This is a genomic window from Halomonas sp. NYA30 (assembly GCF_976980765.1).
On record NZ_OZ334477.1, the window covers coordinates 3,321,871 to 3,344,577 of the forward strand.

Here is a 22,707-nt window from a genome sequence, read left to right on the forward strand (position 1 = left end):
CCTTTCAAAGTGAAGGTTAGATAAGTTCTTGACGCCAACGTCGCTGTTTTTTGACCAGCGTAGATTGATCGATGCCCAATGCAGCGGCTGCCGCTCGGGTCGTGCCATGGCGAGTAAGCGCCTGTTGAATGACTTGCTGTTCAAACTGCATTACCTGCTGGCGAAGATCACCACTCACGGGCGGTTGGCTAAACAGAGTGCTTGGGAATATCTCGTTCGGCAGTGCCGTTGCGGTTATCTCATCGTCTAAAACCGTGACGGATAAACGTTCGGTTAAGTTGATCAGCTCACGAATATTGCCAGGCCACGAATAGCTAGAAAGCAACTCCAACGCCTCGGGGTTCCAACCCCTTTCTACCCCATGCAACTGATTAAAATGGTCTAGGTAATAGTTCAGCAATGGAATCACCTCATCGCGCCGTTGCCGCAAAGGGGGCAGCCATAGCGGCACCACGCTAATGCGATAAAACAGATCCTCGCGAAAAAGCCCTTGCTTGACTCGTTCATTCAAATCCTGGTGAGTAGCGGTAATCAGACGTACGTTGGCATGACGAAAAGCTGTCCCACCTACCGGCAAGTAGCGATTCTCTTCCACCACTTTGAGTAGTTTTACCTGCAGTGCGAGAGGTAAATCGCCAATTTCATCCAGAAAAAGCGTACCGCCATGAGCCACATCCAATAGCCCCTGTTTGCCTCTAGGGGACGCCCCGGTAAATGCGCCTGCGGTGTAACCAAACAGCTCCGCTTCCAGCAACCCTTCAGGAAATGCCGTACAGTTAAGCTCCATAAAAGGTCCATCCGCACGGTCGCTTTGCTGATGTATATAGCGGGCCAATAGCGTTTTACCGGTGCCTGTTTCACCTTGAATCAGAATCTTCGCCGTTGTTTTCGCGACTCGACTGGCAAGCGCAAAGCAGGGCTCCGTTTGTTGGCTGGTGATCACCCCCGGCGCGCTTAGCGCCATAACCTCGGGCACTTTATATGCCTCGCGGATGCGCTGAATTTGCTCTAGCTGCTCTTGGGCATGTTTCGCCAGTAGCAACTCAGTGATATCCCGAACACTGGTAACCACATAAGCAATCGAGCCATCGGCACTGAACATAGGCGTTCCAGTGACTACGATCTTGCGGCTGTTATGGATAGTCTGCGCCAGCGTAATCGGGCGGCGTTCACGGATGACTTCCAACGACGCGGATTTGGAAATAAACCCTGCCTTCACCAAATCCGCCATATGAAAGCCCACTACCTCAGCGCGCGAAATGCCGGTGATACGTTCATAGGCTTTATTGATCGTTACCGTAATACCGTTGGCATCGGTGATATAAACCCCGTCATGCAAAGCATCCAACAGTGAACGCATCGGCTCTTGGTCAAAACCAAACGCATCTACGCTTTCAGCTTCCACCGGCGGTTTAATACCGGTGACACGGTAGCGAATACACTCGCCCACCAACTGGCCCAACGTCGCATCACACTGCGCCTTTTCGATATCGGTACGGGTCAACACCCCAATGACCTGACCTTGGGTATCAAAGACTTCCACCGCATCAGTGCCGTGTAAATCAAATAACGGCAGTGCGGTTTCCAGTGAAAGCCCCTCTTCGATCCGTTGCATAACAGTTCCTCTCACAGGCCAGGTCCACCGCCTAAGCGGTGAACACTGGTTTTCCAACCTTTTGGCGATTAAACCACTATAAAGGCAGAGACTGTTATTTGCGCAATGGCACTTCCGGCTCAGGATCCTCAACGGGCTGGGATGCCTCATCCCAATCCTTAACGAAAGTTTTATCCACCTCACCGGAGAAGAAGCGCTTACCGTAAATTAACGCGCAAAGCAAAATGCCCACCCCAAAGGCCCAGGTAGCGCCCTTTATCACCAGCATGGCCGCGATAATGCCCGCGATACCCAAGTCCCGTTGGCTGCGCGCTTCCATAATGCCGATGCGCACACTGACATAGCCTTGAATCAACAGCGTCAGCGCCAGCGCAATTCCTAGAATAGGCTCCACCAGGCTCACGATCGGCAGCAACAACAGCCCCGTATTCGTCCCCCAGCGAAATGAACCAGAACCACCGAAGATAGAGTTCATCGCCGCTTTGCCCTGCTTGTAACGCTCAACCGTTACCACATGCATCGCTGCCCAGAGCGGACCACACATCACCACATCAGGGCCAAAAATACTCATCCCAAAGTTACGCCCACCAAAAATCATATGAGCGCGGTTAGGGTTATAGTCGATTTTTTCATCCTGGCGCTTCTCATCAGCTTCTTCCAAAAGTGCCTTGCTTTGAAGCACATCGCCAAATAGCACAATGTAGGCCGCAATAACGGTCGGAATGGCCGTTAAAAACATCATCAACGGAGGTAAACCAACGCCAAATACCGTGTATTCACTGAACATCAGCGCGAAATCAGGCTGACTAAAGCCCCACTCAACGTCTGGCCAGGGCGCTTCACCAAACAGTGGAGCCACCACAATCGCCAGCACGATAATCGGGAAAATACCCAGTTTACCCACGGCACCCCACAGGCCGCCCTGCGCTTTCAGCTTGTTGAAATGGCGAGAGAAAATCAGATAAAACGCGACACCTACGGCAATCGCAATGGTAAAGGGGTACTGCTCAAAACGACCGCCTTCATCAAACACCACCACTATGGCGGCTAAGCCCGCGCCCATAATGACCCCCGCTTTAATGGCGGAAGGAATGAGCCGCACCACTTTACTGGCCATACCCGTTACCCCCAGGCCCAGTGCCAGTACCCCCAACATCATCTGAAAGGCAATCAGCGCATGCACCCTGTCTACCCCCTCGGGAAAGGTCGACACATAAGCCATCAACAGCGGAATAGCAGGTGTGATCCACCCTGGAATGACAGGGTCACCCAACAGGTGATGCAGCAAATAAAGCAAGCCATTTAAAATGACGATGGCCAACGCCGCTTCAAACGGCATGCCCAGTAGCTGCATCATCAATGGGATCGCGGCAAGATCCACCGCGCACATCAAAAGCCCTTGCAGGTAATCGGGCAGTTCAAAACGATAATGGTAAAACGGCAGGCGTAGCTTAAACGGCCCTAATGGTGTGTACGGGCTTTCTTCACCGTCAACGCGTTGCTTCCAAGCGCTCATGGCATGGACTCCTGTTTAAAGTTGTTAGTATTTTTAATAAACGTTTTGTCGTTATAGCGTTTTAATTAGCGACGAATTAATAAGCGGCGTGGTAAATCGCCTCAACATCCGCAAGCGTTAATACCCGCGGGTTATTACGCAGCAAACGTTCCACCTTAATGGCCTCGGCGGCCAACTCAGGAATGGCGGATTCAGGAATATCAAACGAACGCAGACCAGAAGGGATCTCCACATCAGCGCACAGTTTGTGTAAGCGCTTGATAACCAGATCCGCCACCGCATCATCGGAAAGGCCCGTTACTGGCTCGTCGAACGCCACCGCAATACCCCGAAAGCGCTCAACGCAAGCCAACTTGTTCCACTCCATGACGAAGGGAAGCAAGAGCGCATTGGTGACACCATGGGCTAAGTGGTAACGCCCACCTAATGGATACGCCAAAGCATGCACCGCGCCTACACCCGCATTACCAAACGCCAGCCCCGCCAACAGGCTGCCGGTGGCCATATCCTCGCGGGCCTGCAGATGGTTAGGATTGGCAAACGCCTTGGGGAGCGAATGCACAATGAGGTTCATTGCCTTAACCGCCAGTGCATCGGTAATCGGCGTGGCAAAGTTAGATAGATACGCCTCCACTGCATGGACTAACGCATCCACCCCGCTGGCCGCTGTCACAGAACGTGGGCAACTCAACGTAAGCTCAGGGGCGACAATCGCGACATCCGGTAATAAGCAGTCACTGACGATGCCCTTTTTCATCTGTTGGGCTTTATCCGACAGAATCGCGATATTGGTCACTTCAGAACCGGTGCCCGCCGTGGTGGGCATGGCGATCAAAGGTATTGTGCGTTGGTCAACCTTGTTCTCGCCAAACAACGCCTCCAGCGGACCTTCGTAGTGCGCATATACCGCTACACACTTAGCGATGTCCATGGCACTCCCGCCGCCTACAGCGATGACGCTGTCGTGCTTGCCAGCATTGAAAGCACGGGTGCACATTTCGACTATTTCTACTTCCGGCTCGGGCGTTACCTGATCAAACACCTCATAGGTCACCTTTAGTGCCGTGAGCTGCTCAGTAATCATATCCAGCGTGCCTGAAGCCACCACACCACTATCGGTAACGATTAAGGGGCGCTGCATACCCAACGATTGAACATAAGGCTGCAACTGCTGAGCGGCCCCATGGCCGGTAATCAGCTTCCCGGCGCTTTTAAAGCTACTCACTTGATTAAAGCTAGTTAACTGCATATGGCGCTTCCTATTAGCTTTTATTGGTGGTTTTACCAGCTCAATTATCAAACCGAGAATAACGCTGGCTATTTTTTACTTAGCAAACGCCATGCCAACCAAAAAAAACAAACAACCAACTGATTTAATTGATAAAAAAATTAAAGATAAAATCATGCAGGTATATGGGATGCAAAAAATCATCGAATAGCGACATTTTGATGACTTAATTCATCAACGTAACCACATATTGGCCCGAGCAAGGTAACTACGCCCTTCAAACAAACATGTCAGATATTTTTATCGCTATGCGATAAATAATAACTCTTGCCGATAAATAAAACTCACCTAGGCTCTGAAATGACGTTACCGAATAGCTTTTAACAAGGCGTAAATAACAATCCCCAACACTCTCAATGGTGACCCAATGAAACGCACATCCAACAGCCAACCTCTTCTTCACTTTAAAAAAGCGATGCTGTTACCGGCGGTACTGGGCGCAGCCTTATCGCTTGGTGCTACTACGGCAAACGCACAGGAAGTGCTAAAAGCAGGCGGAACGCCAAGCGGGATTCCGTTTACGTTCCTGGACGTGCAAACCAATGAGATCACCGGCGCGATGGTCGATCTGGTCAATGCACTGGGCGAAGATATGGGCTATGAGGTCACTATTCAGGAGTCTCAGTTCAACGCCTTGATACCCTCGCTGACCGCTGGGCATATCGACATAATTTCCGCCGCAATGCTGAAGACCGAAGAGCGCGCCAAACAGGTCGCGTTCAGCGATGATGTCTACCCCTATGGCGAAGGGGTCGTTACCCGTCAGGACTACGATGGCGAGATCAACACACTGGAAGACCTCTCAGGCGAAGTGACTGGCGCCCAGGTCGGTACCACCTACGTCGAACAGCTCAACAACATGGGCATTTTTCCAGAGATCCGCAATTACGACTCTTGGGCAGACATGATGCGTGACATCTCGTTAGGCCGCATCGTGGCGGGTGTCGGTGATGCCCCCATCATGAGCTACCACCTCAGCCAAGACCGCTTTCCAGAACTCCAGCTAGCAGACAACTACGAGCAGGAAATGGTTGGCCATATCGGCTTTGCGGTTGACCAGGAAAACACCGAACTGCTGGAACAAGTGAACACCTCGCTTGCTCACCTGAAAGAGAATGGCACTCTCGATGCCATCTTCGAAGAGTGGGGCTTGTAAACCACACCCAGGTAACCCACCGGCAGCGTTAACGAAACAGCCTGCTAATGATCACCCCAGCACTGCTTCACTGCCTCTTCGGGGGTAGTTGAAGAAGTGCATGCAAAATAAAGGCTTCCCATGGAGTTTTCGGACATCACCGCCTTTCTACCCATTCTATTAAAAGGTGCTCTGATTACGGTGCAGATCACCATTGGCGCCCTACTGCTAAGCACCCTGCTCGGCCTGCTCTTAGCCCTGATGAAGCTCTCGCCCGTGCGGGCGCTGTCGCTCACTGCAGGCACCTTCATCAATGTGGTGCGCGGCCTACCGATTATCGTTCAACTGTTTTATATCTACTTCGTACTCCCCGAACTCGGCATACAACTTAGCGCCTTCCAGGCAAGTATTATCGGGCTTGGCGTCGCCTATAGCGCCTACCAGGCGGAAAACTTCCGCGCCGGTATCGAAGCGATTGAAGCAGGGCAAATTGAAGCCGCCAGATCCATCGGCATGAAAAGCAAGCTCATCATGCGCCGCGTCGTACTGCCCCAGGCGATACGCATTGCGCTGCCACCCTATGGCAATACGGCCGTCATGATTCTGAAAGACTCATCGCTAGCCTCCACCATCACTGTCGCCGAAATGACCCGGGCCGGGCAGTTAATTGCCGCCTCCACCTTTCAGAACACCACAGTCTATACCCTCGTTGCCCTGCTCTATCTCTGCCTTAGTCTACCGCTGATTTTTGGCGTTAACCGCCTAGAGCGCTATTTCGGCAAGTCAGCGAAAGGAGGCAAATCATGATCAATATCAACGCTATTCATAAATCCTTTGGCGACGTAGAAGTGCTCAAAGGGGTCAGCCTAACGGTCGCCAAGGGTGAAGTGGTGTGTCTGATAGGCCCCTCAGGCTCTGGCAAGTCGACCGTCCTTCGCTGTATCAACGGCCTGGAGTCCTATGATCAGGGCAGCATTACGATCAATGACCGCCAGGTCGATGTGGTCAGCAAAGATATTAACGACCTGCGTACTCAAGTCGGCATGGTCTTCCAGCGCTTCAACCTATTCCCTCACCGCACGGTGGTCGAAAACGTGATGGAAGGGCCGATCTTCGTCAAAAACGAACCCCGTGAAACCGCCCACGCCAACGCCATCGCGCTGTTGGAGAAAGTCGGGCTAGGCGACAAAGTCGAAGCCTATCCACAGCAGCTATCCGGCGGCCAACAGCAGCGTGTCGCCATTGCCCGCGCCCTGGCCATGCAACCGGAAGCCATTCTGTTCGATGAACCCACCTCCGCCCTCGACCCCGAACTGGTGGGCGATGTGTTAACCGTCATGCGTGACCTGGCCAACGAAGGCATGACCATGGTGGTCGTCACCCATGAAATGGGCTTTGCCAAGGAAGTCGCCGACCGCGTTTGCTTTTTGTATGGCGGGCAGATTGTCGAATCCGGCGACGCCCACACGCTGCTTACCCAGCCTTCCCACGAGCGCACCCAGGATTTTCTGCGCCGCGTGCTAAACCATTAGCGGAGACCAAGGATGGCAAACCCATCTCATATGCCCCCTTCCCTGTGGGCTGACACAGCCCCCGCGGGCAGAGACTACCCAGCGCTGCAGGGCGCCCAGCGCAGCGATGTGGTGATTATCGGCGGCGGATTTACCGGCCTTTCCGCCGCCCTGGCACTCGCCAAACGCGGCATAAGCACCGCCTTACTGGAAGCCGAGAGCATCGGCTGGGGCGCGTCAGGCCGTAACGGCGGCCAAGTCATTCCCGGCCTCAAATACGACCCAGATGAACTCATCACACGCTATGGCGAAGAGCGCGGCCAACGCATGATAGAGCTCTCTGCCCGCAATGCCGATGTGGTGTTTGACCTTATAAAGCAGCACAACATTGATTGCGACGCCCAGCAGCGCGGCTGGATTCAACCCGCGGTTACCCATGCCAGCCTGAAAGCGATTGAATACCGTGCTCGCCAATGGCAAACGCGCGGCGTAAACATCGCCTGGCTAGATCAGCAGCAGTGCGCCGAGCGTCTCGGCACTTCAGAGTATCTTGGCGGCTGGGTAGACCCCAGGGCTGGCGGGTTGAATCCGCTCGCCTACGCCCGCGGGCTGGCACAGGCAGCGCACGATAGTGGAGCAACGCTGCATGAACACACTCGCGTAAGCTCTCTTACCCGTGCCGAAGGTCGTTGGCGCGTCATGTCGGAAGGCGGTGCGGAAATTCAGGCAGAGCGGGTTCTGCTCTGCACCAACGGCTACAGTGACAATCTGCAACCTAAACTCGCCAGCAGCCTAATCGCCGCCAATAGCTATCAGATCGCCACCCGCCCCCTTACGGCAGAGGAAGGCAATCATATTCTGCCCGGTGGCGAAGTGGCGTCAGATGCCCGCAAGCTGCTGCTCTATTTTCGCCGCGATCGGGACGGCCGCCTGCTGATGGGCGGTCGAGGCTCCTTCAACGACCCACGTAAGCCCAACGACTTTCGGCACCTAGAAAACGCCATCATCAAACTCTACCCCCAGCTAAAGGACGTAGAGATCGCCTTTCGCTGGGCAGGCCGCATCGCCATCACTAAGGACTCGCTTCCCCACCTACACGAACCCCAGCCAGGGCTCACCGTGGCGCTGGGCTATAACGGCCGTGGCGTGGCCATGGGCAGCCATCTGGGTAAATTATTGGGAGAGCACCTAGGTGAACATTCCCTGGAGGAAGCCCTACCTTTTCCTCTAACTCCCATCAAGCCGATTCCCCTGCACGGCCTACAAAGGCTGTATGTTGAAACGGTGGTCAATTACTATCGGGCCAGAGACTGGCTGGAGCGCTAAACCGCCCAGACGCTTCCACACCAACACACAAGATGTTGATACGCTCCCCTTGCGGCCTCGCCCCCAAGGGGAACACGTAAGGAACCCTATAAAAGCATGAAGCACGCCAACGCCAACGAACCACGCTCGCCGCAGTTCAATCAATCCCTTGCGAAAGCGTTTGACCTGCTTGAGCTGTTTGACGCCCAGCACAGCGAGCTCAGCCTCTCAGAAATCGCCAAGTTTTCAGGGTTGAGCATGGGCTCGGTGCAGCGCATCACCCACACGCTCGAACAGCTCGGCTACCTGGTCAAAGCCCCCTCCAGCCGCAAATACCGGCTCGGCATCCGCCTGATGACCCTCTCCGCCAACTATTTGGAAGCCGATTTACTGGTCGATTGCGCCAACCCCTACCTCTCGGAACTGAGCAACAGCTGCCTGGAAACCGTGTCGCTCACCGAACCCTGCGGGCTCGATATGATCTACATGGCCCGTTTTACCAGCCGCCACTACATTCCCATTCATATGCCGGTGGGCAGCAGCGTGCCAATGTACTGCTCCGCCTCCGGAAGAGCATACTTATCGGCGATGGACGACACCCGCGTTCACGACTATTTAACCGCCTGTGAGCTAAAGGCCCATACGCCCAATACGATTACCGATATCGACACCCTTAGCGAGCTGATCCGTGAATGCCGCTCACGCGGGGTCGCCTGGAACGACGCCGAATACTTTCTCGGCGATATCAATATTGCCGCGCCGATACGCAACGCTGCGGGTACTCCCGTCGCTGCCGTGCACATCACCACCCCTAGCAGCCGGTGGACCCTCGACCGCGCCCTGGAACAGCTCGCGCCCTTGTTAATGGAGTGTGCCCGCGCCATTACCAAAGCGGCCCGCATGCGTAGCTAAAACTATTGATTACGCCGAATATTTTTAGCATCACCTTATACCTCGGGGAAACAAAATAAACTTATAAAAACTCAATGAGAAATCAAAGGAACTGATTGATTAAATCAATGCCCGTAAGTAAGTACCTTTATTATGCAGAGGCGCTCAGTTTGTACTAGAGTGGTCCTGTATTAGAAATAGACCGGTCGATTAAGCGTCCAGGAGCTGGACGTCATGACCAACACATTGATCTATAGATAGGAGATCTTATGAGCAACAGCATCACGACGATTAACCCGACTAACGGTGAAGCACTCGATACTTACGCACTCATGAGCAGTGTTGAAGCCAAGCAAGTAGTCGATGCCTGCTACGATGCTTTTCTCGATTGGCGCCTGGAGTCACTCGAAAGCCGCGCCAAAACGGTGAAGGCGATTGGCCAAGCGATGCAAGCGCACAAAGAAGAGCTTGCCGACCTTATGGTCAAAGAGATGGGCAAACTGCCTTCTCAAGCGCGCCAGGAAGTCGATTTGTGTACCGCTATTTGTGACTACACCGCTGAACACGGCCCTAAGAAGCTAGCCGATGAAGAGCGTCAGCCGGGTAATGGTGAGCGTGGCTTTGTGACCTATTCACCCATGGGCGTCATTTACGGCATCCAGCCCTGGAACTTCCCCGCTTATCAAGTCGTTCGCTACTCTATCGCCAATATCATGGCGGGTAACGGCGTCCTGCTGAAGCACGCAGAAAACGTGACAGGTAGCGGCCTGCTGTTGGAAAAAATCTATCGTGAAGCAGGACTTCCCGAGAACGTTTTCCGCACACTCGTGATCTCTCATGACACTTCTGACGAAGTCATCGCTCACTCTGCAGTGCGCGGTGTTACGCTCACAGGCAGCGACGGCGCGGGTCGTAAAGTGGCCGTTAAAGCCGCTGAGCACCTCAAAAAGACCGTGCTTGAGCTGGGATCTAACGATGCTTATCTGGTGCTTGATGATGCCGACATGGATGTAGCGATCGACACCTGCGTTCAGGGGCGTGTCTACAACGGCGGCCAAACCTGTGTAGCTGCCAAGCGTTTTGTAGTGACTGAAAAGAACTATGAAGCGTTTAAAGAGCGCTATGTAGCTCGCATGCAGTCGCTAAAGGCCGGTGACCCGACCCAAGAAGGTAGCGACCTTGGCCCCATGGCCCGCGTTGACCTGCGCGATGGTCTTCACGACCAAGTGGAAGAGAGCGTTCGCAAAGGCGCGAAGATTCTCTGCGGTGGTGAAAAGCCATCCGGTAAAGGCGCGTTTTACCCGGTCACCGTGCTGGATAACGTGACCCCTGGTCAGCCAGCATACGACGACGAACTGTTTGGACCGGTTGCAGCGCTGATTCGCGCCAAAGATGATGAAGATGCGATGCGTATCGCCAACGACAGCCGTTACGGCCTGGGTGGCGGCATCATCTCTAAAGACGTTAAGCGCGCGACAGAGCTTGCCAGCAAGTACTTCGATACTGGCATGGTGTTTATCAACGGCTTTGGTGTCGCCACACCGGAAATGCCCTTCGGCGGGGTGAAAAACTCCGGCTATGGGCGTGAACACGGCGGCTTTGGCATGCTTGAGTTCGTTAATGCCAAATCAGTCATCGTCGTGCAAGAGTAATACGGTGAGCAACCTCAACAACATGCTGTGAGTTGTGAGTTGTAAAAAACTAGCGCCGCAGGCCTTCATCAGGCCTGCGGCGTTTTTGTTGTGCGTATGATTAAGAGCTTAGATTAAGAGCTTAAATGTTGTTCAGACGCTCGGCGCTGCCATAGCTTTATGCCTATCGCCATAATCACCCACGTTATCAACGCTGCGACAACATCGTCTAAAACAATACCGAAACCGCCATGCACAAACTCAGTTAGATGAATCGGCGGTGGTTTTAACGCATCAAAGAAGCGGTAAACACCAAACCCGAGCGCGATTACCAAGGGATGGCGCGCTGCCGCTAAACCAATAACCGCAAGCGGAAAGGCTACATACTCGTCGGCGACAATACTGCCATGATCCAACCCATCATAATGCCAGGCGGCAACGTGGCAAACCGGCACTGCCAGCACCAACAGAACCGCCATAACGATCCCTTGCTGGCCCAATGGGCGGCTCAATAACCACCACGCCAAGGGAATCCCCAACAGAGAGCCAAACGTACCGGGTGCAATCGGCGCTAGCCCTAGTCCAAAGCCCGTCGCTAACCAAAAATTAAACGTATCCAGCATTAACCCGCCTGCTCGGCTTGGCGCTCAAGTTCAGTTGTCATTTCTTTAGGTAAATTAAGCGCGCTAGCCAACTGATCCAGCCAGGCACGTTCCATAGGATTTTGGTCATCGGTCACGGCCACACTGATCAGGTACATCTCGCGTGCTGCCTGGGGAGAGTCCGCTTCACGTGCCAGGGCCTGAGCATCCAGCGGTGCTTTTAGCTGCCGCTCTACCCAGTTGTGCATCTCTTGATCGGCACCTAAGGCATCGATCTGTTCGGTGATCAACGCCTGTTCCTGCTCATCGATGTGACCGTCGGCGCGTGCCGCCATAATCATAGCCTGCAGTAGCTCCAGGCTGCGGCGCTCTTGGATCTCACCGCTGAGCACTTCAACCCGTTCGCCCTCTGACGCATTTTGGGTAGTATTCTGCTGGCCACTGTCAGTTTTTGCCGCCTGAGAGCTTTGCCAAGCTTTCCACGCCAGCATGCCTACCCCGGCAATGGCGCCATATTTAAGCGCTTTGCCACCCATGCTGCGGCCGCGCTTAGAGCCTACTAACATGCCCATGGCGCCGCCACCGAGCAGGCTTTTAACATCGAAGCCGCTAGAAGAGCCGCTTCCTTGGCCACTGCTACCGCCGCCTAATTGCTTAGAAAGCCCACTCAGCATGCCTTTAACATCGACACCGCTGCTACTGCCGCCCTTCTGGCTGCCGCCGGCTTGCTGCATCAGCTGCTGTAAAATCTTGCTTGCGTTCATCCTTGCACTCCTAAGTTGATATTATCTTTAGAGCTCGTTTGTCGATTAACACACTTTATAAATCATTCTATATGAACGCAGCATGAACTAACGCTGGCTTGGGCTTTAAATGTCATAGCCTTTAAATGCCTGAGTCTTTAAATACCTTAGAAATTAAAGAAGTGCGCCCTTCACTTCCACCGAGCTCCCGTGCCGGCTGGCACGCACGTCTATACGGACTGGCATTTGCTCTTTGAGTTCGCTGACATGGGAGATTACGCCAATCATACGCCCGCCCATTTGCAGTTCGCTCAGCATGTTAATGGCTTGATCCAGAGCATCCTGATCGAGGCTACCAAACCCTTCATCGATAAATAGCGTATCCAGTTGAATACCGCCAGCGTAAGCCTGCACTACATCCGAAAGGCCCAGCGCTAACGACAGAGCTGCCATGAAAGACTCCCCGCCGGAAAGCGTTGCTACCGAACGGTTCTTGCCGGTGTAAGTGTCAGCCACATCTAGCTCAAGGCCTGACGCTTTATTGCCCTTAGTGGGGTCCTCGCGGCGCACCAACTGATAACGCCCGCGGCTCATGCGTACTAGCCGTTCAGAAGCCTGAATCAGTACGTCATCCAGCAGCACGCCGAGCACGAAGCGTTGCAGGCTAATGCGATGCCCGGTGCGACCGTTAGCGACTTCGCTTAGCGTGCCCCACACCTGATACTGGGCTTCAAGTTCAGCCTGAGCCGTGTGAGCCTTAGCCAGTTTTTGGCGGATGCCATGCAGTGTGGTTAAGCGTCCATCCAGCGTCCGCCACGCCTCTAGCTGGGAGTTTTCTTCCGCTTGGGCGGCCTCGGTTTGACTAGAAAGCGCAGCCAAATCGGGGGGCGTTTTTTCAGCCAGTTGAGCGTGGTAATTCTGCAGCGCCCCTTCTAATTCGGCCAAACGGCGCTGGTACGTGTCTACCTGATGAATGAGCTCCTGACGCTGAGCGTCATCCAGTTGGGCTGCCTGAAAGGCAGCCTCATCCTCAAAGGGGCTGGCCAGAAGCGCTGCCTGCCACTCTGCTTGGGTCTGTTCAAGTGTTTGTTTAGCCTGCTCGACTCGCTCGCTGGCTCCCCTTAGCTGCTCGTCTGCTCGTGCCAGTTGGGTTTGGCTGTTCGTCAGCGCCAGCTGAGCACTATCCCAGGCTTGTTCAATTTGGGTAACTTGGCGCTCGAGTTCCGTGAGCATTTTTTGCATTGCGGCAGGATCACGAGCGTCGTCAGGCAGCGACTGACTCAACTGATCGCGCTGGCTTTCTAGCCTTAACGCGTCCTCTTTGGCTTTTTCAACCGCGGGCCGCTGGGCTTTAAGCTGTTTATCCAGTGCGCCCCACTCACGCCTTAACGCATCACGGGCGGTGATTTGTTGGCTAATCTCGCGCTCAACGCTTGCCTGCCGAGAGACCTGGCGATGCAACTCATCGCAGGTTTTTTGTAGCTCATTCAGCGGTTGGCTAGCCCACTCGCCTAATTGCTGATTGAGTCGCTGTACTTGCTCGCTGTGGTAGCTTATCTGCTGCGCTAGCTGTTGGTGATGGCGTTCAGCGCCCTGGAAAGATTGACGGGCCTGCGCCTGGGCTGAGCGCGCGTTTTCCACCTGCTCTTTGGTGACGATGTCTGCGTTATTAACGGCCGGGGTCGGATGCGCCAGGCTGCCGCAGACAGGGCAAGGGGCATCGTCCTCAAGAGTGAGCGCTAACAGCGCAGCCTGCCCTTGATGCCACCGCATCTCCTGCTCGGTAGCGAAGCGTTCCGCCTGCTCTGACTCGCTGCGCCGCTGGTCTAGTGCTGCCGTTGCCTGCTGTTGTTGCGTGGTGAGCTCGCGTCCCTGGTCGATTAGCGCATCCAGCTCTTTACGTTGGGTTAGCAGCGTTTCATAGCGGTTTAGCTCGACAGGGGCGCTGGCCAGCTGCTGGCGTTCCGCCTGTAACCGTTCGAGATTAACGCCTGCCGCCTCGCCCTGTTGGCGAATGGTGTCCAGTTGCTCCTCATCGCGCTTGAGGGCACCGTCAGCTTGTTGCCAAGCGGCCTGTGCCGTTTGGAATCGCGCCTGTAGTTCGCTTAATTGTTGGCCTTTTTGAATAAACTCGCTCAACTGGCGATGACGCTCGCGCAGCTCAGGGAGCCCTGTCTGACGCTCGCGGGCCGCCTCAAATGCACGCTGTGCCTGCTCCGCGCTAGTGCGCTGGCTGCTCAGTGCGGCGTCTGCCTGCTGCTGTTCCGCGTGCGCGGTGCTTAGCGCCTGCTGCGCTTGGGTTAACGCCGTACGCTGGGGGCGCAACGCCTGTGCGTGTTCACTTTGGGTCAAATGGTCTTGAATGCTGACGACCTGGCCCTGCTGTTCAAGATGACGCGTTTTTTCAGCCGCCAAGCTATCCCGCGCTTCAAACTGACGCTGAAGTGCCTGGGCATCATCGCGCTGTTTTTCGGCTTTACGTCGCTGCAGTTGGGCGGTTTCGAAGTCCTTTCGCGCTTGCTCGACCCGGGGCGTCAACGCTGCAAGCTCTTGCTCTAAAGCCGCTTCACTCTCCAGCTCACCACCGGCGAGAATGCCGCTGATATGTTGGCGATGCTCTTTCACTTCCCGTTCAATTTGATTGGCCTGAAGGCGCAAACGCTCTTCAATACGCTGAAATATTTGCGTTTGAAACAGCTGGGAAAATATCTCCTCGCGCTTTTTGGAGTCAGCGATCAATAGTTCACGAAACTTGCCTTGGGGCAGCACCATCACTTGGCGAAACTGGTTGGCATCCAGGCCTATCAAGGTTTGCAGCTCAGCGGTGGCATCGTTGACTTTGCGCGCCACCAAGCAGGTCTCTACCCCGCCATCCGCGTTTAAGCGCCATAGCTGCGCTTCCGCGTTATGGGTGGTGGTGCCTTCGCCACGTGCCTTGGGGCGCTCTTGCTGCGGCACGCGGCGTACCCGGTAATCCGCCCCGCGCAAGCGAAAATCAAGCGTAACTTCCGTTAGCAGCGTGGCGTTCGCTTGGTCACAGCGCATCTGAGAAGGTTCACGCTCGTTACCCGTCGTTTGGCCATAGAGCGCAAAACATAACGCATCCAGAATCGAACTTTTGCCCGCGCCTGTTGGGCCATTAATCAGAAATAGCGGGCTTCTTCCTAACGCAGTGAAATCGATGTTTTCTGAACCTGCAAAGGGGCCGAACGCCTGCATGGTAAGGGTTAACGGCGTCATTCTTGGGCCTCATCGCGCTGCAGCTGGTTAATCAACTCGGCCATGGCGCTAGCTTGCTTATCGCTCATGGCATCACCGCTGGTCTGAGTGAAGAAGTCACTAAACATATCTAGGGCATCAAAGCGTAACCGCTCGCGGTCAAGTTGCTGAGTGCCTCGTGCTTCCAGCATGCCGGGCTTTTCCAGATGCAGCACATTGGGAAACACCTCACGCAGCTTGCCCATGGGGTCGAGGATGGCGTGGCGATCGGTCAACCGCACCAACAGGTAATCGTCTGCTTGTGCATCCGTTCTTCCCTGGGCGATTAGCGCATCAATCTCACCCTCTAATACGCGCACTTCACGGCTGGGTATTAGCGGAATCTGTTCGATGTGCTTTATCCCGCTCGCGCCTACTTCCACCAGTGTGACGCCTTTGCTCTGGCTGGCTTCGGAAAAGCTGTACTTAAGCAAGGAGCCGCTATAGCGAATATGCTCACCGCCGCGATACTGCGGGCCGTGCAGGTGGCCAAGCGCCACGTAATCAAAGTGCCGCATAGGCTCCCAGGCCACGCTTTCGGCACCGCCTAACGTTAGCGGGCGCTCCGAATCAGAAGCGCTGCCGCCATCTACAAAGCAGTGGCTCATTAGTAGGCAGGGGCGTGTTGCATGGCGGCGCTCGCTAATCTGCTCGACCAAATAGCGATGGGCGCCGTCAAAGTCGCGCACTTCCACGTTAAACAGGCTGCGCACATGCTCAGGGTCGGCGTAAGGAATGCCGAATATATCCACTTCGAGGCCGTCAATGGTCAGCGTAACCGGCGTGGCAAACTCAGCTAAATCGGAGAGAATATGCAGCCCGGCTTGGCGCAGGTGGCGCGCGCCAAAGCGCAACCGCTCGGCGCCATCATGGTTGCCTGAAATCATGATGACCGGCAGCTTGCGCACCTCGCATAGCGCATGCAGCACCTCATCGAGCAGCGTTACCGCCGCCGAAGGCGGCACCGAACGGTCGTAGATATCGCCCGCAATCAGCACCGCATCGACGTTTTCCCGGTCAATTATTTCGATGAGCTGGTTAAGCACATGGCGCTGGTCTTCCAGCAACGAAAGGTTGTGAAATAGCCGACCCAAGTGCCAATCAGCGGTGTGGAGTAAACGCATAACAAGCTCAACAGCCAATAGTGTCGCGGCATCATAGCAACCTATTGGCGCTGCGTTTAGCGCTAGCGTTGAGCTTATAGAAAATGTCGTTACGGCGTTCTGGGGAGCTGGCGTTTATGATCGGTGCGTTGATAGGTATTGGTAATGGTGGTGTAGGCCTGGTCGCTAACCTGCTGACCGGTAAGAAAGGCATCGATTTCGGTGTAAGTGACGCCTAATGCCTCTTCGTCAGCCAATTGAGGTTTAAGCGACTCTAAATCAGCAGTGGGCTGTTTCTCTACCAGTATAACGGGCGCGCCTAACGCAGCACCGACCTCTCTCACCTGCCCTTTGGTAAGCCCTGTCAGCGGCACCAGATCGCATGCGCCATCACCATACTTGGTGAAAAAGCCCATTAATGCTTCTGCTGCTTGGTCGGTCCCCACCACTAAACCCGACTTTGCGCCAGCAACCGCGTACTGCGCCACCATTCGTTGACGCGCCTTAATATTGCCTAATACAAAGTCGCGTTGAGCGGCATCTTGAAACGTTAATCCACCCTCCTCCAAGGACGCTAGCAAGGCGTCACTGGCTGGCTTCACATTGATATCAAGCACTTCATCAGGGGTAATAAACGTTAGTGCCTGTTGAGCGTGATCCTCATCTTTCTGCTCGCCGTAAGGCAGCCGAATGGCATAAAAGCGTGCCTCAACCCCCTTTTCGCGGGCCTTTTCGACGGCCAGTTGGGCTAAACGACCAGCAACGGTGGAGTCCACCCCGCCGCTAATCCCCAACACAAGCGCGTGCTGTCCTGTCTCTATCATCTGGCTGCATAGAAAATCGACGCGCGCCTCAATTTCATACTGCGGCTCAATCGATGCTTTTACCTGCAAATCTGCCTGGATACGCTGCTGAGTTACTTGGTTAGTCATGGGGCTTCCTGCCTCACGGTTATGGATAGAGATTTCATCATTAAGATTCATCAACGCGGGGCGCTTTGCCTGCCAATACATCACCATGATGCTTTGGCAACATTTCTAGCGCATAGTGCGCAGCGGCAAGACGTACCTCATTACGATCACCTGAAAAGCGTTTCGTCTCCACTATCATGTATACCTCTTGGGCATGTCGAAACGCCCAGGCAAAGCAAACGGTTCCCACCGGTATATCATCATGGGGCTCTGGGCCCGCAATACCGGTGTTCGCTATGGCAACATTGGCATCATTATTGTTTAAAGCGCCTAACGCCATTTCGCGTGAGGTGACTTCGCTAGTCAGGCCATACGTATCGATGGTGTCAAAACTGACAGCTAAATAGCGATTTTTGGCCTCGGGTGAATAAACAGCCAATCCACAATCGATCGATTGCCCGCTACCCGGTATGCCCGCTAGCTCTGAAACAATTAGCCCCGCCGTGCACGATTCAGCCGTGGCCATTTTGAGTTCGTGCTTTTTTAGATACTCACTAATCTTTTCAAGCAGTTCCATTGCTTATCTCCTTATAACGTCATACCTCTGACTCCATTCACACCTTTGAGGCACTATAGTTAAGCACCGTTATTTGTCTAAAGCCTGTCGCCATTATTAACATTGTTTATGTGCGTGAATTAACGTCAAAACAGCTATAAAAAAGCCCCGCCCGAAGGCGAGGCTGTGATTTGCTAATGGGTTATATCAGCGCCGAAATGCATCGGGATAGTTGGTTAGATCCACGTTCCATAACACCGGCAACAAGAAATAAACCGCCGCGACGATGAGTAGCATGGCAATAATGTTGATCCAAAAGCCTGTGCGCACCATCTCAATGATTTTGAGTTTACCAGTGGCGAAGATAATCGCGTTAGGCGGCGTACCCACCGGGAGCATAAAGGCACAATTGGCGGCCATGGCGGCGGGCACCATCAGTACAAAGGGATGAATATCCAGTGCAAGGGCCAACGACGCTAGCACCGGCAGAATCATCGTGGCCGTGGCGGTATTTGAGGTGATTTCAGTAAGGAACAACACCATGCCGGTCGCTATGAGAATAACCAGCAAGAAGTTAACACCTTCCAGCACGCTCATTTGCCCACCGATCCACTCGGCCAGGCCCGAAGAGCCAAACCCTGCGGCAATCGCTAAACCACCGCCGAACAGGAGTAAAATGCCCCAGGGCACATCTTTGGCAATATCCCAACCCAACAGGCAACCGCCTTTATTTTTGGAAGGGATCAAAAACAGCAGCAGGGCCGCGACCACCGCGATCATGGTGTCATTGATGCCGGGGATATTAATGATCTGGCCTTGCCATAAAAACGAGCGGGTAATCCACATAAAGGCCGCAAACAGGAAGACCACCAGCACCGCTTTCTCTTCAAAACTGGTTTTACCCAGGGCCTCTTTCTCTTTGTGAATTAGCTCCCGCCCACCCGGCAAGTGACTAAATTCAATCCTGAAAAATACCCGTGTCAGTAGCAGCCACGCGCTAAACAGCAACACCAGCACGACAGGGAAAGCAAACATTAACCAGCCAGCAAAAGAGATTTCGATACCAAGCAGCTCATTAACAATCGCCGCCAGGATAATGTTCGGAGGCGTGCCAATCAGCGTGCCGAGGCCACCAATGGTACCGCCGTAGCCAATACCAAAAATCAAAGCCTTACTGAATTTTTCGATTTCGTCACTGTGGTCCCCATCACTTTTTTCAAGTTCCTGGCTAACCTGGTAAACAATCGCGGTACCGATAGGCAGCATCATCATCACCGACGCTGTATTAGATACCCACATCGATAAAAAGCCGGTCGCAGCCATAAAGCCGAACACAATGCTATTAATACTGGTGCCCAGTACGGCAATAATCGACAGGGCGATACGCTTGTGCAAATCCCACTTTTCCATCGCTAAGGCGATCATAAAACCGCCCAGAAACAGGAAAATAATCGGGTTGCCGTACGCCGCCGTTACCGTATTGCCATCCAGTGCGCCGGTAATGGGTAATAGTACAATGGGCAGTAGCGAGGTAGCAGGAATGGGGATAGCTTCGGTGATCCACCACACCGCCACCCACAACGTAGTGGCCAACACCATACGCCCTTCAAAACTTAAATCTTCAGGGTGAAAAAACATCACCACAAAAGCGAACAGCAGTGGTCCAAGCAGCAATCCAACTTTCTGTGGGTTGGTATAGGCAGGTGGCTTAGGTTGATGAGATGGCTCGCGCTTGGCACTGGAGGCCGCCGCCTTCGCGGCGCCGCCCGTTGGCAACGCGCACATCAATAGTTTTTTGGCTTGGTAGTGGGAGTGCCATAGCTGATCCCATACCGTCATCAGGGCTGTTTTATGCATAACGTAAGCGCCACTTGCGGTCAGAGTGAAAAGAAAAGGTCGGAGGCAGCTTTCCGATAAATGAACCGCCCCACGGGCCATACTGGATCTCCTTTGGCGCCCTTTATTAACTGCAATAGGCAATTAGTCCAGTCATTTGCCCAAAATTGCCACTAAAGTCTAACGACTTTAGTTTTATTATTAGCGCTTACTAACAGTGACATGAGCACATTGCCCACGTAAGTTAGCGCTACTATTAAATAAATAGTGACGCATTAAGGTTAAGGAGAATCGAGTGCTCGACCGCTGGACAATGCCGCTTACCCATCGCCCCTTAAAATGCATCGCACGCCCCTTGCAGCAAGTAGGCATAACGCCTGACCAAGTGACGCTAACTGCTTTTTTAATCGGCATTTCCGCGTTGCCGCTGCTGGCATACGAGCAGTATGGGTTGGCCCTCCTGGCGATTGTGCTTAACAGACTCGGTGACGGTGTGGACGGGGCCTTGGCACGCCTCAGTGGTCTTACGAGCGACGCTGGCGGCTTTCTTGATATCGGACTCGATTTTGTTTTCTACGCGGCCGTGGTGCTGGGGTTCGCGCTGGCAAAACCTGCCCAAAACGCACTCGCTGCTGCCTTGCTGCTATTTGCTTTTATCGGCACCGGCACCTCGTTTTTGGCGTTTGCGATTGCGGCCAAACAGCAGGCAATAGAGCGCCCTCACTTCCCCAATAAAGCGTTCTACTATTTAGAAGGTTTGACCGAAGGCACCGAAACGGTGATGGCGCTGGTGGTTTTTTGCCTATTCCCGAAGCACTTTTCAATACTGGCTATACTGTTCTCAATTGCCTGTCTCATCACCACGGCAACAAGATTATGGGGAGGTTACTGGACACTGCGCAGGCCTGAAAAACCTTAGCGCACCCTGGGCTGTTTACGCATTTGCTTCTCATTGGCGGCTATATTAAGCTCAGTTTCGTACCTCACACGTACCATTCAAATTCAGGCGGTTACCTCAGGTTAACCGCTGTCGCAATCACACGGAGCCGTGATATGCATAGCGAAACGTTAAACGACCTTTCCCAGGCAGGCCTTCAAATCGCCATTCAAGACATCAAGGATGATCTGTTCGACACTCCCGAGTGCGACTACGCGATTGCCCAACTGCTTAGCCAGTGGGGGCAAGCTGAAAAAGCCGAGCAACTGCTGGATGAGATGCTGCTTAAATGGGGCACTTCCCCTGAAGTTCTGGCTTTAACACAGCGTGGCCATAAAGAAATGAAAGCTGAAATGACGTCAGAGATGACCGGGAGTGAACTGCTCGCGGAGAATGACGAACCAATGCGCAAAGCACCCAAAACAGCACCGGCACAAGTTCGCGTTGTTGCGGCTTGACCCGCTAATTTAGCTTTTATCAATGCCCCTGGCCGCGTTCTCGGCAGGGGCATTTTTGATGAATGCCCGCAGCATACAAGCAACTGATAGAATAACGCCCCTTTCAGGTGCGTTAGTGGCCCATCGCCGTAATGCCCTCCTTTTCACTACCTGAGAGTTGCGCAATGTTCGCCACCGCCCACGCAGTTTTCCAGCCGCTCTTACGGCTGGGCCTTATCCCGCAGATTTTAATCGGTATCGTTACCGGGGTATTGCTCGCCCTGTTTGCACCGGGCGTTGCCAGCGATGTGTCTTTACTGGGCCAGCTATTTATTGCCGCTTTACAGGCAGTGGCACCTATTTTGGTGTTTGTACTGGTGGCGGCAGCCATCTCTGCTCATCAAAAAGGCCAACCTACCCACATGCGCCCTGTGCTGGTGCTGTATGTGGTTGGCACGCTGATCGCCGCATTCATCGCGGTGGCGGCCAGTTTTCTTTTTCCTACAGAGCTTTCATTGAATGCAGGTGAAGTGGAAGGCACCCCACCTGGGGATATTTTTAGCGTCCTGCGCGATCTGCTGTTGAACGCCGTAGCCAACCCCGTTAGTGCATTGATGGAGGCTAACTTTATCGCTATTTTGGCCTGGGCCATCGGCCTGGGTTTAACGCTGCGCCAAGCCAGCGACACCACCCGCCAAGCACTAAACGATTTATCCGCAGCAATTACCCGCATAGTTACCCTGGTCATTCGTTTAGCACCGCTGGGCATCCTGGGTTTGGTGGCAGGCACGCTGGCAGAGTCTGGCGTTGAAGCACTGCTCAACTACGCACAGCTGTTAGGTGTAATCGTGGGCTGCATGCTGTTTGTCGCGCTGGTGAGCAATCCGCTACTAGTGTACGTCGCTACCCGACAAAACCCTTATCCACTAGTATTTACGTGCCTGCGGGGGAGCGCGATTACCGCCTTTTTCACCCGCAGTTCAGCAGCAAATATTCCGGTCAACCTAGAACTTTGCCGTCGCCTGAAGCTTGATCCTGACACCTACTCTATTTCGATTCCGTTGGGCGCAACGATCAATATGTGCGGTGCGGCCATTACCATTACGGTGATCACCCTGGCCACGACTCATACGCTGGGCATTAATGTTGATTTCGCCACGGCGCTGCTGCTATGCGTGGTTTCAGCGCTGGCGGCCTGCGGCGTTTCAGGCGTAGCGGGTGGCTCACTGATGCTGATTCCCATGGCCGCCAACCTGTTTGGCATTCCCACCGAAGTGGCCATGCAGGCAGTGGCGATTGGCTTTGTGATTAGCGTGGTGCAGGACTCAACCGAAACCGCACTCAACTCCTCTACCGATGTACTCTTCACCGCTGCCGCCTGCCAGTCACAAGAGGCGAAGCGTTCGTAAATGCTCCGTTCGAGAGTGGCTTG

The 22,707-nt window shown here is 54.0% G+C and carries 19 protein-coding genes; 9 read left to right on the forward strand and 10 right to left on the reverse strand.

Annotated features, from left to right (window positions below; genetic code table 11):
* Positions 1-16: 16 nt before the first annotated feature.
* The 3 genes from ACWI0H_RS15515 to ACWI0H_RS15525 form a co-directional block, all read right to left on the reverse strand.
* A complete protein-coding gene (locus tag ACWI0H_RS15515; protein WP_101147722.1) occupies positions 17-1,615 on the reverse strand; it encodes a sigma 54-interacting transcriptional regulator in 1,599 nt (532 codons plus the stop codon).
* 94 nt (positions 1,616-1,709) lie between these two features.
* A complete protein-coding gene (locus tag ACWI0H_RS15520) occupies positions 1,710-3,131 on the reverse strand; it encodes a hypothetical protein (protein ID WP_101147721.1) in 1,422 nt (473 codons plus the stop codon).
* A 76-nt stretch (positions 3,132-3,207) separates the two neighbouring features.
* The gene (locus ACWI0H_RS15525) at positions 3,208-4,380 is read right to left on the reverse strand and encodes an iron-containing alcohol dehydrogenase (protein ID WP_485873889.1); all 1,173 of its coding nucleotides are present in this window, start codon (positions 4,378-4,380) and stop codon (positions 3,208-3,210) included.
* Positions 4,381-4,786: 406 nt separating this feature from the next.
* Here ACWI0H_RS15525 and ACWI0H_RS15530 point away from each other — a divergent pair, with 406 nt between their 5' ends.
* The 6 genes from ACWI0H_RS15530 (at position 4,787) to ACWI0H_RS15555 (ending at position 10,913) form a co-directional block, all read left to right on the forward strand.
* Positions 4,787-5,575, forward strand: coding sequence for an ABC transporter substrate-binding protein (locus ACWI0H_RS15530; RefSeq protein ID WP_198556143.1), 789 nt, complete (start codon positions 4,787-4,789; stop codon positions 5,573-5,575).
* Between the two features lie 120 nt (positions 5,576-5,695).
* Positions 5,696-6,361 carry an amino acid ABC transporter permease gene (locus tag ACWI0H_RS15535; protein ID WP_022522437.1) on the forward strand — a complete coding sequence of 222 codons (666 nt, stop codon included), beginning with the start codon at positions 5,696-5,698 and terminating at the stop codon, positions 6,359-6,361.
* On the forward strand, positions 6,358-7,086 hold the full coding sequence (locus ACWI0H_RS15540; RefSeq protein WP_022522436.1) for an amino acid ABC transporter ATP-binding protein: 729 nt from the start codon (positions 6,358-6,360) through the stop codon (positions 7,084-7,086). Before ACWI0H_RS15535 ends, ACWI0H_RS15540 begins: the two co-directional genes overlap by 4 nt.
* Before the next feature lie 12 nt (positions 7,087-7,098).
* The gene (locus tag ACWI0H_RS15545) at positions 7,099-8,391 is read left to right on the forward strand and encodes an NAD(P)/FAD-dependent oxidoreductase (protein ID WP_485873890.1); all 1,293 of its coding nucleotides are present in this window, start codon (positions 7,099-7,101) and stop codon (positions 8,389-8,391) included.
* A 96-nt stretch (positions 8,392-8,487) separates the two neighbouring features.
* Positions 8,488-9,282: an IclR family transcriptional regulator gene (locus tag ACWI0H_RS15550; RefSeq protein WP_485873891.1), complete on the forward strand. Its 795-nt coding sequence runs from the start codon at positions 8,488-8,490 to the stop codon at positions 9,280-9,282.
* Positions 9,283-9,530: 248 nt separating this feature from the next.
* Entirely contained in the window at positions 9,531-10,913 is a 1,383-nt protein-coding gene (locus ACWI0H_RS15555) for an NAD-dependent succinate-semialdehyde dehydrogenase (RefSeq protein ID WP_485873892.1), read from the forward strand.
* Between the two features lie 113 nt (positions 10,914-11,026).
* Here ACWI0H_RS15555 and ACWI0H_RS15560 read toward each other — a convergent pair whose 3' ends face one another.
* The 7 genes from ACWI0H_RS15560 to ACWI0H_RS15590 all read right to left on the reverse strand — a co-directional run bounded on the left by ACWI0H_RS15560 (position 11,027) and on the right by ACWI0H_RS15590 (position 19,922).
* The gene (locus tag ACWI0H_RS15560; RefSeq protein ID WP_281662286.1) at positions 11,027-11,515 is read right to left on the reverse strand and encodes a phosphatidylglycerophosphatase A family protein; all 489 of its coding nucleotides are present in this window, start codon (positions 11,513-11,515) and stop codon (positions 11,027-11,029) included.
* A complete protein-coding gene (locus ACWI0H_RS15565) occupies positions 11,515-12,258 on the reverse strand; it encodes a tellurite resistance TerB family protein (RefSeq protein ID WP_101147713.1) in 744 nt (247 codons plus the stop codon). The genes ACWI0H_RS15560 and ACWI0H_RS15565 overlap by 1 nt, the downstream gene beginning before the upstream one ends.
* A gap of 153 nt (positions 12,259-12,411) precedes the next feature.
* A complete protein-coding gene (locus ACWI0H_RS15570; protein ID WP_485873893.1) occupies positions 12,412-15,477 on the reverse strand; it encodes an AAA family ATPase in 3,066 nt (1,021 codons plus the stop codon).
* Positions 15,474-16,619: an exonuclease SbcCD subunit D gene (locus ACWI0H_RS15575; RefSeq protein WP_485873894.1), complete on the reverse strand. Its 1,146-nt coding sequence runs from the start codon at positions 16,617-16,619 to the stop codon at positions 15,474-15,476. Before ACWI0H_RS15575 ends, ACWI0H_RS15570 begins: the two co-directional genes overlap by 4 nt.
* A gap of 89 nt (positions 16,620-16,708) precedes the next feature.
* On the reverse strand, positions 16,709-17,530 hold the full coding sequence (nadE, locus tag ACWI0H_RS15580; RefSeq protein WP_485873895.1) for an ammonia-dependent NAD(+) synthetase: 822 nt from the start codon (positions 17,528-17,530) through the stop codon (positions 16,709-16,711).
* A gap of 40 nt (positions 17,531-17,570) precedes the next feature.
* A complete protein-coding gene (locus tag ACWI0H_RS15585; protein ID WP_336274102.1) occupies positions 17,571-18,086 on the reverse strand; it encodes a CinA family protein in 516 nt (171 codons plus the stop codon).
* A 186-nt stretch (positions 18,087-18,272) separates the two neighbouring features.
* Positions 18,273-19,922 carry a DASS family sodium-coupled anion symporter gene (locus tag ACWI0H_RS15590; protein WP_485873896.1) on the reverse strand — a complete coding sequence of 550 codons (1,650 nt, stop codon included), beginning with the start codon at positions 19,920-19,922 and terminating at the stop codon, positions 18,273-18,275.
* 274 nt (positions 19,923-20,196) lie between these two features.
* On the opposite strand from ACWI0H_RS15590, the gene ACWI0H_RS15595 reads away from it, so the two are divergent.
* The 3 genes from ACWI0H_RS15595 (at position 20,197) to sstT (ending at position 22,684) form a co-directional block, all read left to right on the forward strand.
* Complete coding sequence (locus ACWI0H_RS15595) at positions 20,197-20,820, forward strand: CDP-alcohol phosphatidyltransferase family protein (protein ID WP_485873897.1); 624 nt, start codon at positions 20,197-20,199, stop codon at positions 20,818-20,820.
* 134 nt (positions 20,821-20,954) lie between these two features.
* The gene (locus ACWI0H_RS15600; protein WP_336274105.1) at positions 20,955-21,296 is read left to right on the forward strand and encodes a hypothetical protein; all 342 of its coding nucleotides are present in this window, start codon (positions 20,955-20,957) and stop codon (positions 21,294-21,296) included.
* 164 nt (positions 21,297-21,460) lie between these two features.
* The gene (sstT, locus tag ACWI0H_RS15605) at positions 21,461-22,684 is read left to right on the forward strand and encodes a serine/threonine transporter SstT (RefSeq protein ID WP_485873898.1); all 1,224 of its coding nucleotides are present in this window, start codon (positions 21,461-21,463) and stop codon (positions 22,682-22,684) included.
* Positions 22,685-22,707 lie beyond the last annotated feature (23 nt).

Bases quoted from the DNA above. Each gene is read 5' to 3' on its own strand.
- ACWI0H_RS15525 (WP_485873889.1), bottom strand. From the start codon at position 4,380: ATGCAGTTAACTAGCTTTAATCAAGTGAGTAGCTTTAAAAGCGCCGGG.
- ACWI0H_RS15545 (WP_485873890.1), top strand. From the start codon at position 7,099: ATGGCAAACCCATCTCATATGCCCCCTTCCCTGTGGGCTGACACAGCC.
- ACWI0H_RS15550 (WP_485873891.1), top strand. From the start codon at position 8,488: ATGAAGCACGCCAACGCCAACGAACCACGCTCGCCGCAGTTCAATCAA.
- nadE (WP_485873895.1), bottom strand. From the start codon at position 17,530: ATGACTAACCAAGTAACTCAGCAGCGTATCCAGGCAGATTTGCAGGTA.
- ACWI0H_RS15530 (WP_198556143.1), top strand. From the start codon at position 4,787: ATGAAACGCACATCCAACAGCCAACCTCTTCTTCACTTTAAAAAAGCG.
- ACWI0H_RS15520 (WP_101147721.1), bottom strand. From the start codon at position 3,131: ATGAGCGCTTGGAAGCAACGCGTTGACGGTGAAGAAAGCCCGTACACA.
- ACWI0H_RS15590 (WP_485873896.1), bottom strand. From the start codon at position 19,922: ATGCATAAAACAGCCCTGATGACGGTATGGGATCAGCTATGGCACTCC.
- ACWI0H_RS15570 (WP_485873893.1), bottom strand. From the start codon at position 15,477: ATGACGCCGTTAACCCTTACCATGCAGGCGTTCGGCCCCTTTGCAGGT.
- ACWI0H_RS15575 (WP_485873894.1), bottom strand. From the start codon at position 16,619: ATGCGTTTACTCCACACCGCTGATTGGCACTTGGGTCGGCTATTTCAC.
- ACWI0H_RS15585 (WP_336274102.1), bottom strand. From the start codon at position 18,086: ATGGAACTGCTTGAAAAGATTAGTGAGTATCTAAAAAAGCACGAACTC.
- ACWI0H_RS15540 (WP_022522436.1), top strand. From the start codon at position 6,358: ATGATCAATATCAACGCTATTCATAAATCCTTTGGCGACGTAGAAGTG.
- ACWI0H_RS15555 (WP_485873892.1), top strand. From the start codon at position 9,531: ATGAGCAACAGCATCACGACGATTAACCCGACTAACGGTGAAGCACTC.
- ACWI0H_RS15515 (WP_101147722.1), bottom strand. From the start codon at position 1,615: ATGCAACGGATCGAAGAGGGGCTTTCACTGGAAACCGCACTGCCGTTA.
- ACWI0H_RS15600 (WP_336274105.1), top strand. From the start codon at position 20,955: ATGCATAGCGAAACGTTAAACGACCTTTCCCAGGCAGGCCTTCAAATC.
- sstT (WP_485873898.1), top strand. From the start codon at position 21,461: ATGTTCGCCACCGCCCACGCAGTTTTCCAGCCGCTCTTACGGCTGGGC.
- ACWI0H_RS15565 (WP_101147713.1), bottom strand. From the start codon at position 12,258: ATGAACGCAAGCAAGATTTTACAGCAGCTGATGCAGCAAGCCGGCGGC.
- ACWI0H_RS15560 (WP_281662286.1), bottom strand. From the start codon at position 11,515: ATGCTGGATACGTTTAATTTTTGGTTAGCGACGGGCTTTGGACTAGGG.
- ACWI0H_RS15535 (WP_022522437.1), top strand. From the start codon at position 5,696: ATGGAGTTTTCGGACATCACCGCCTTTCTACCCATTCTATTAAAAGGT.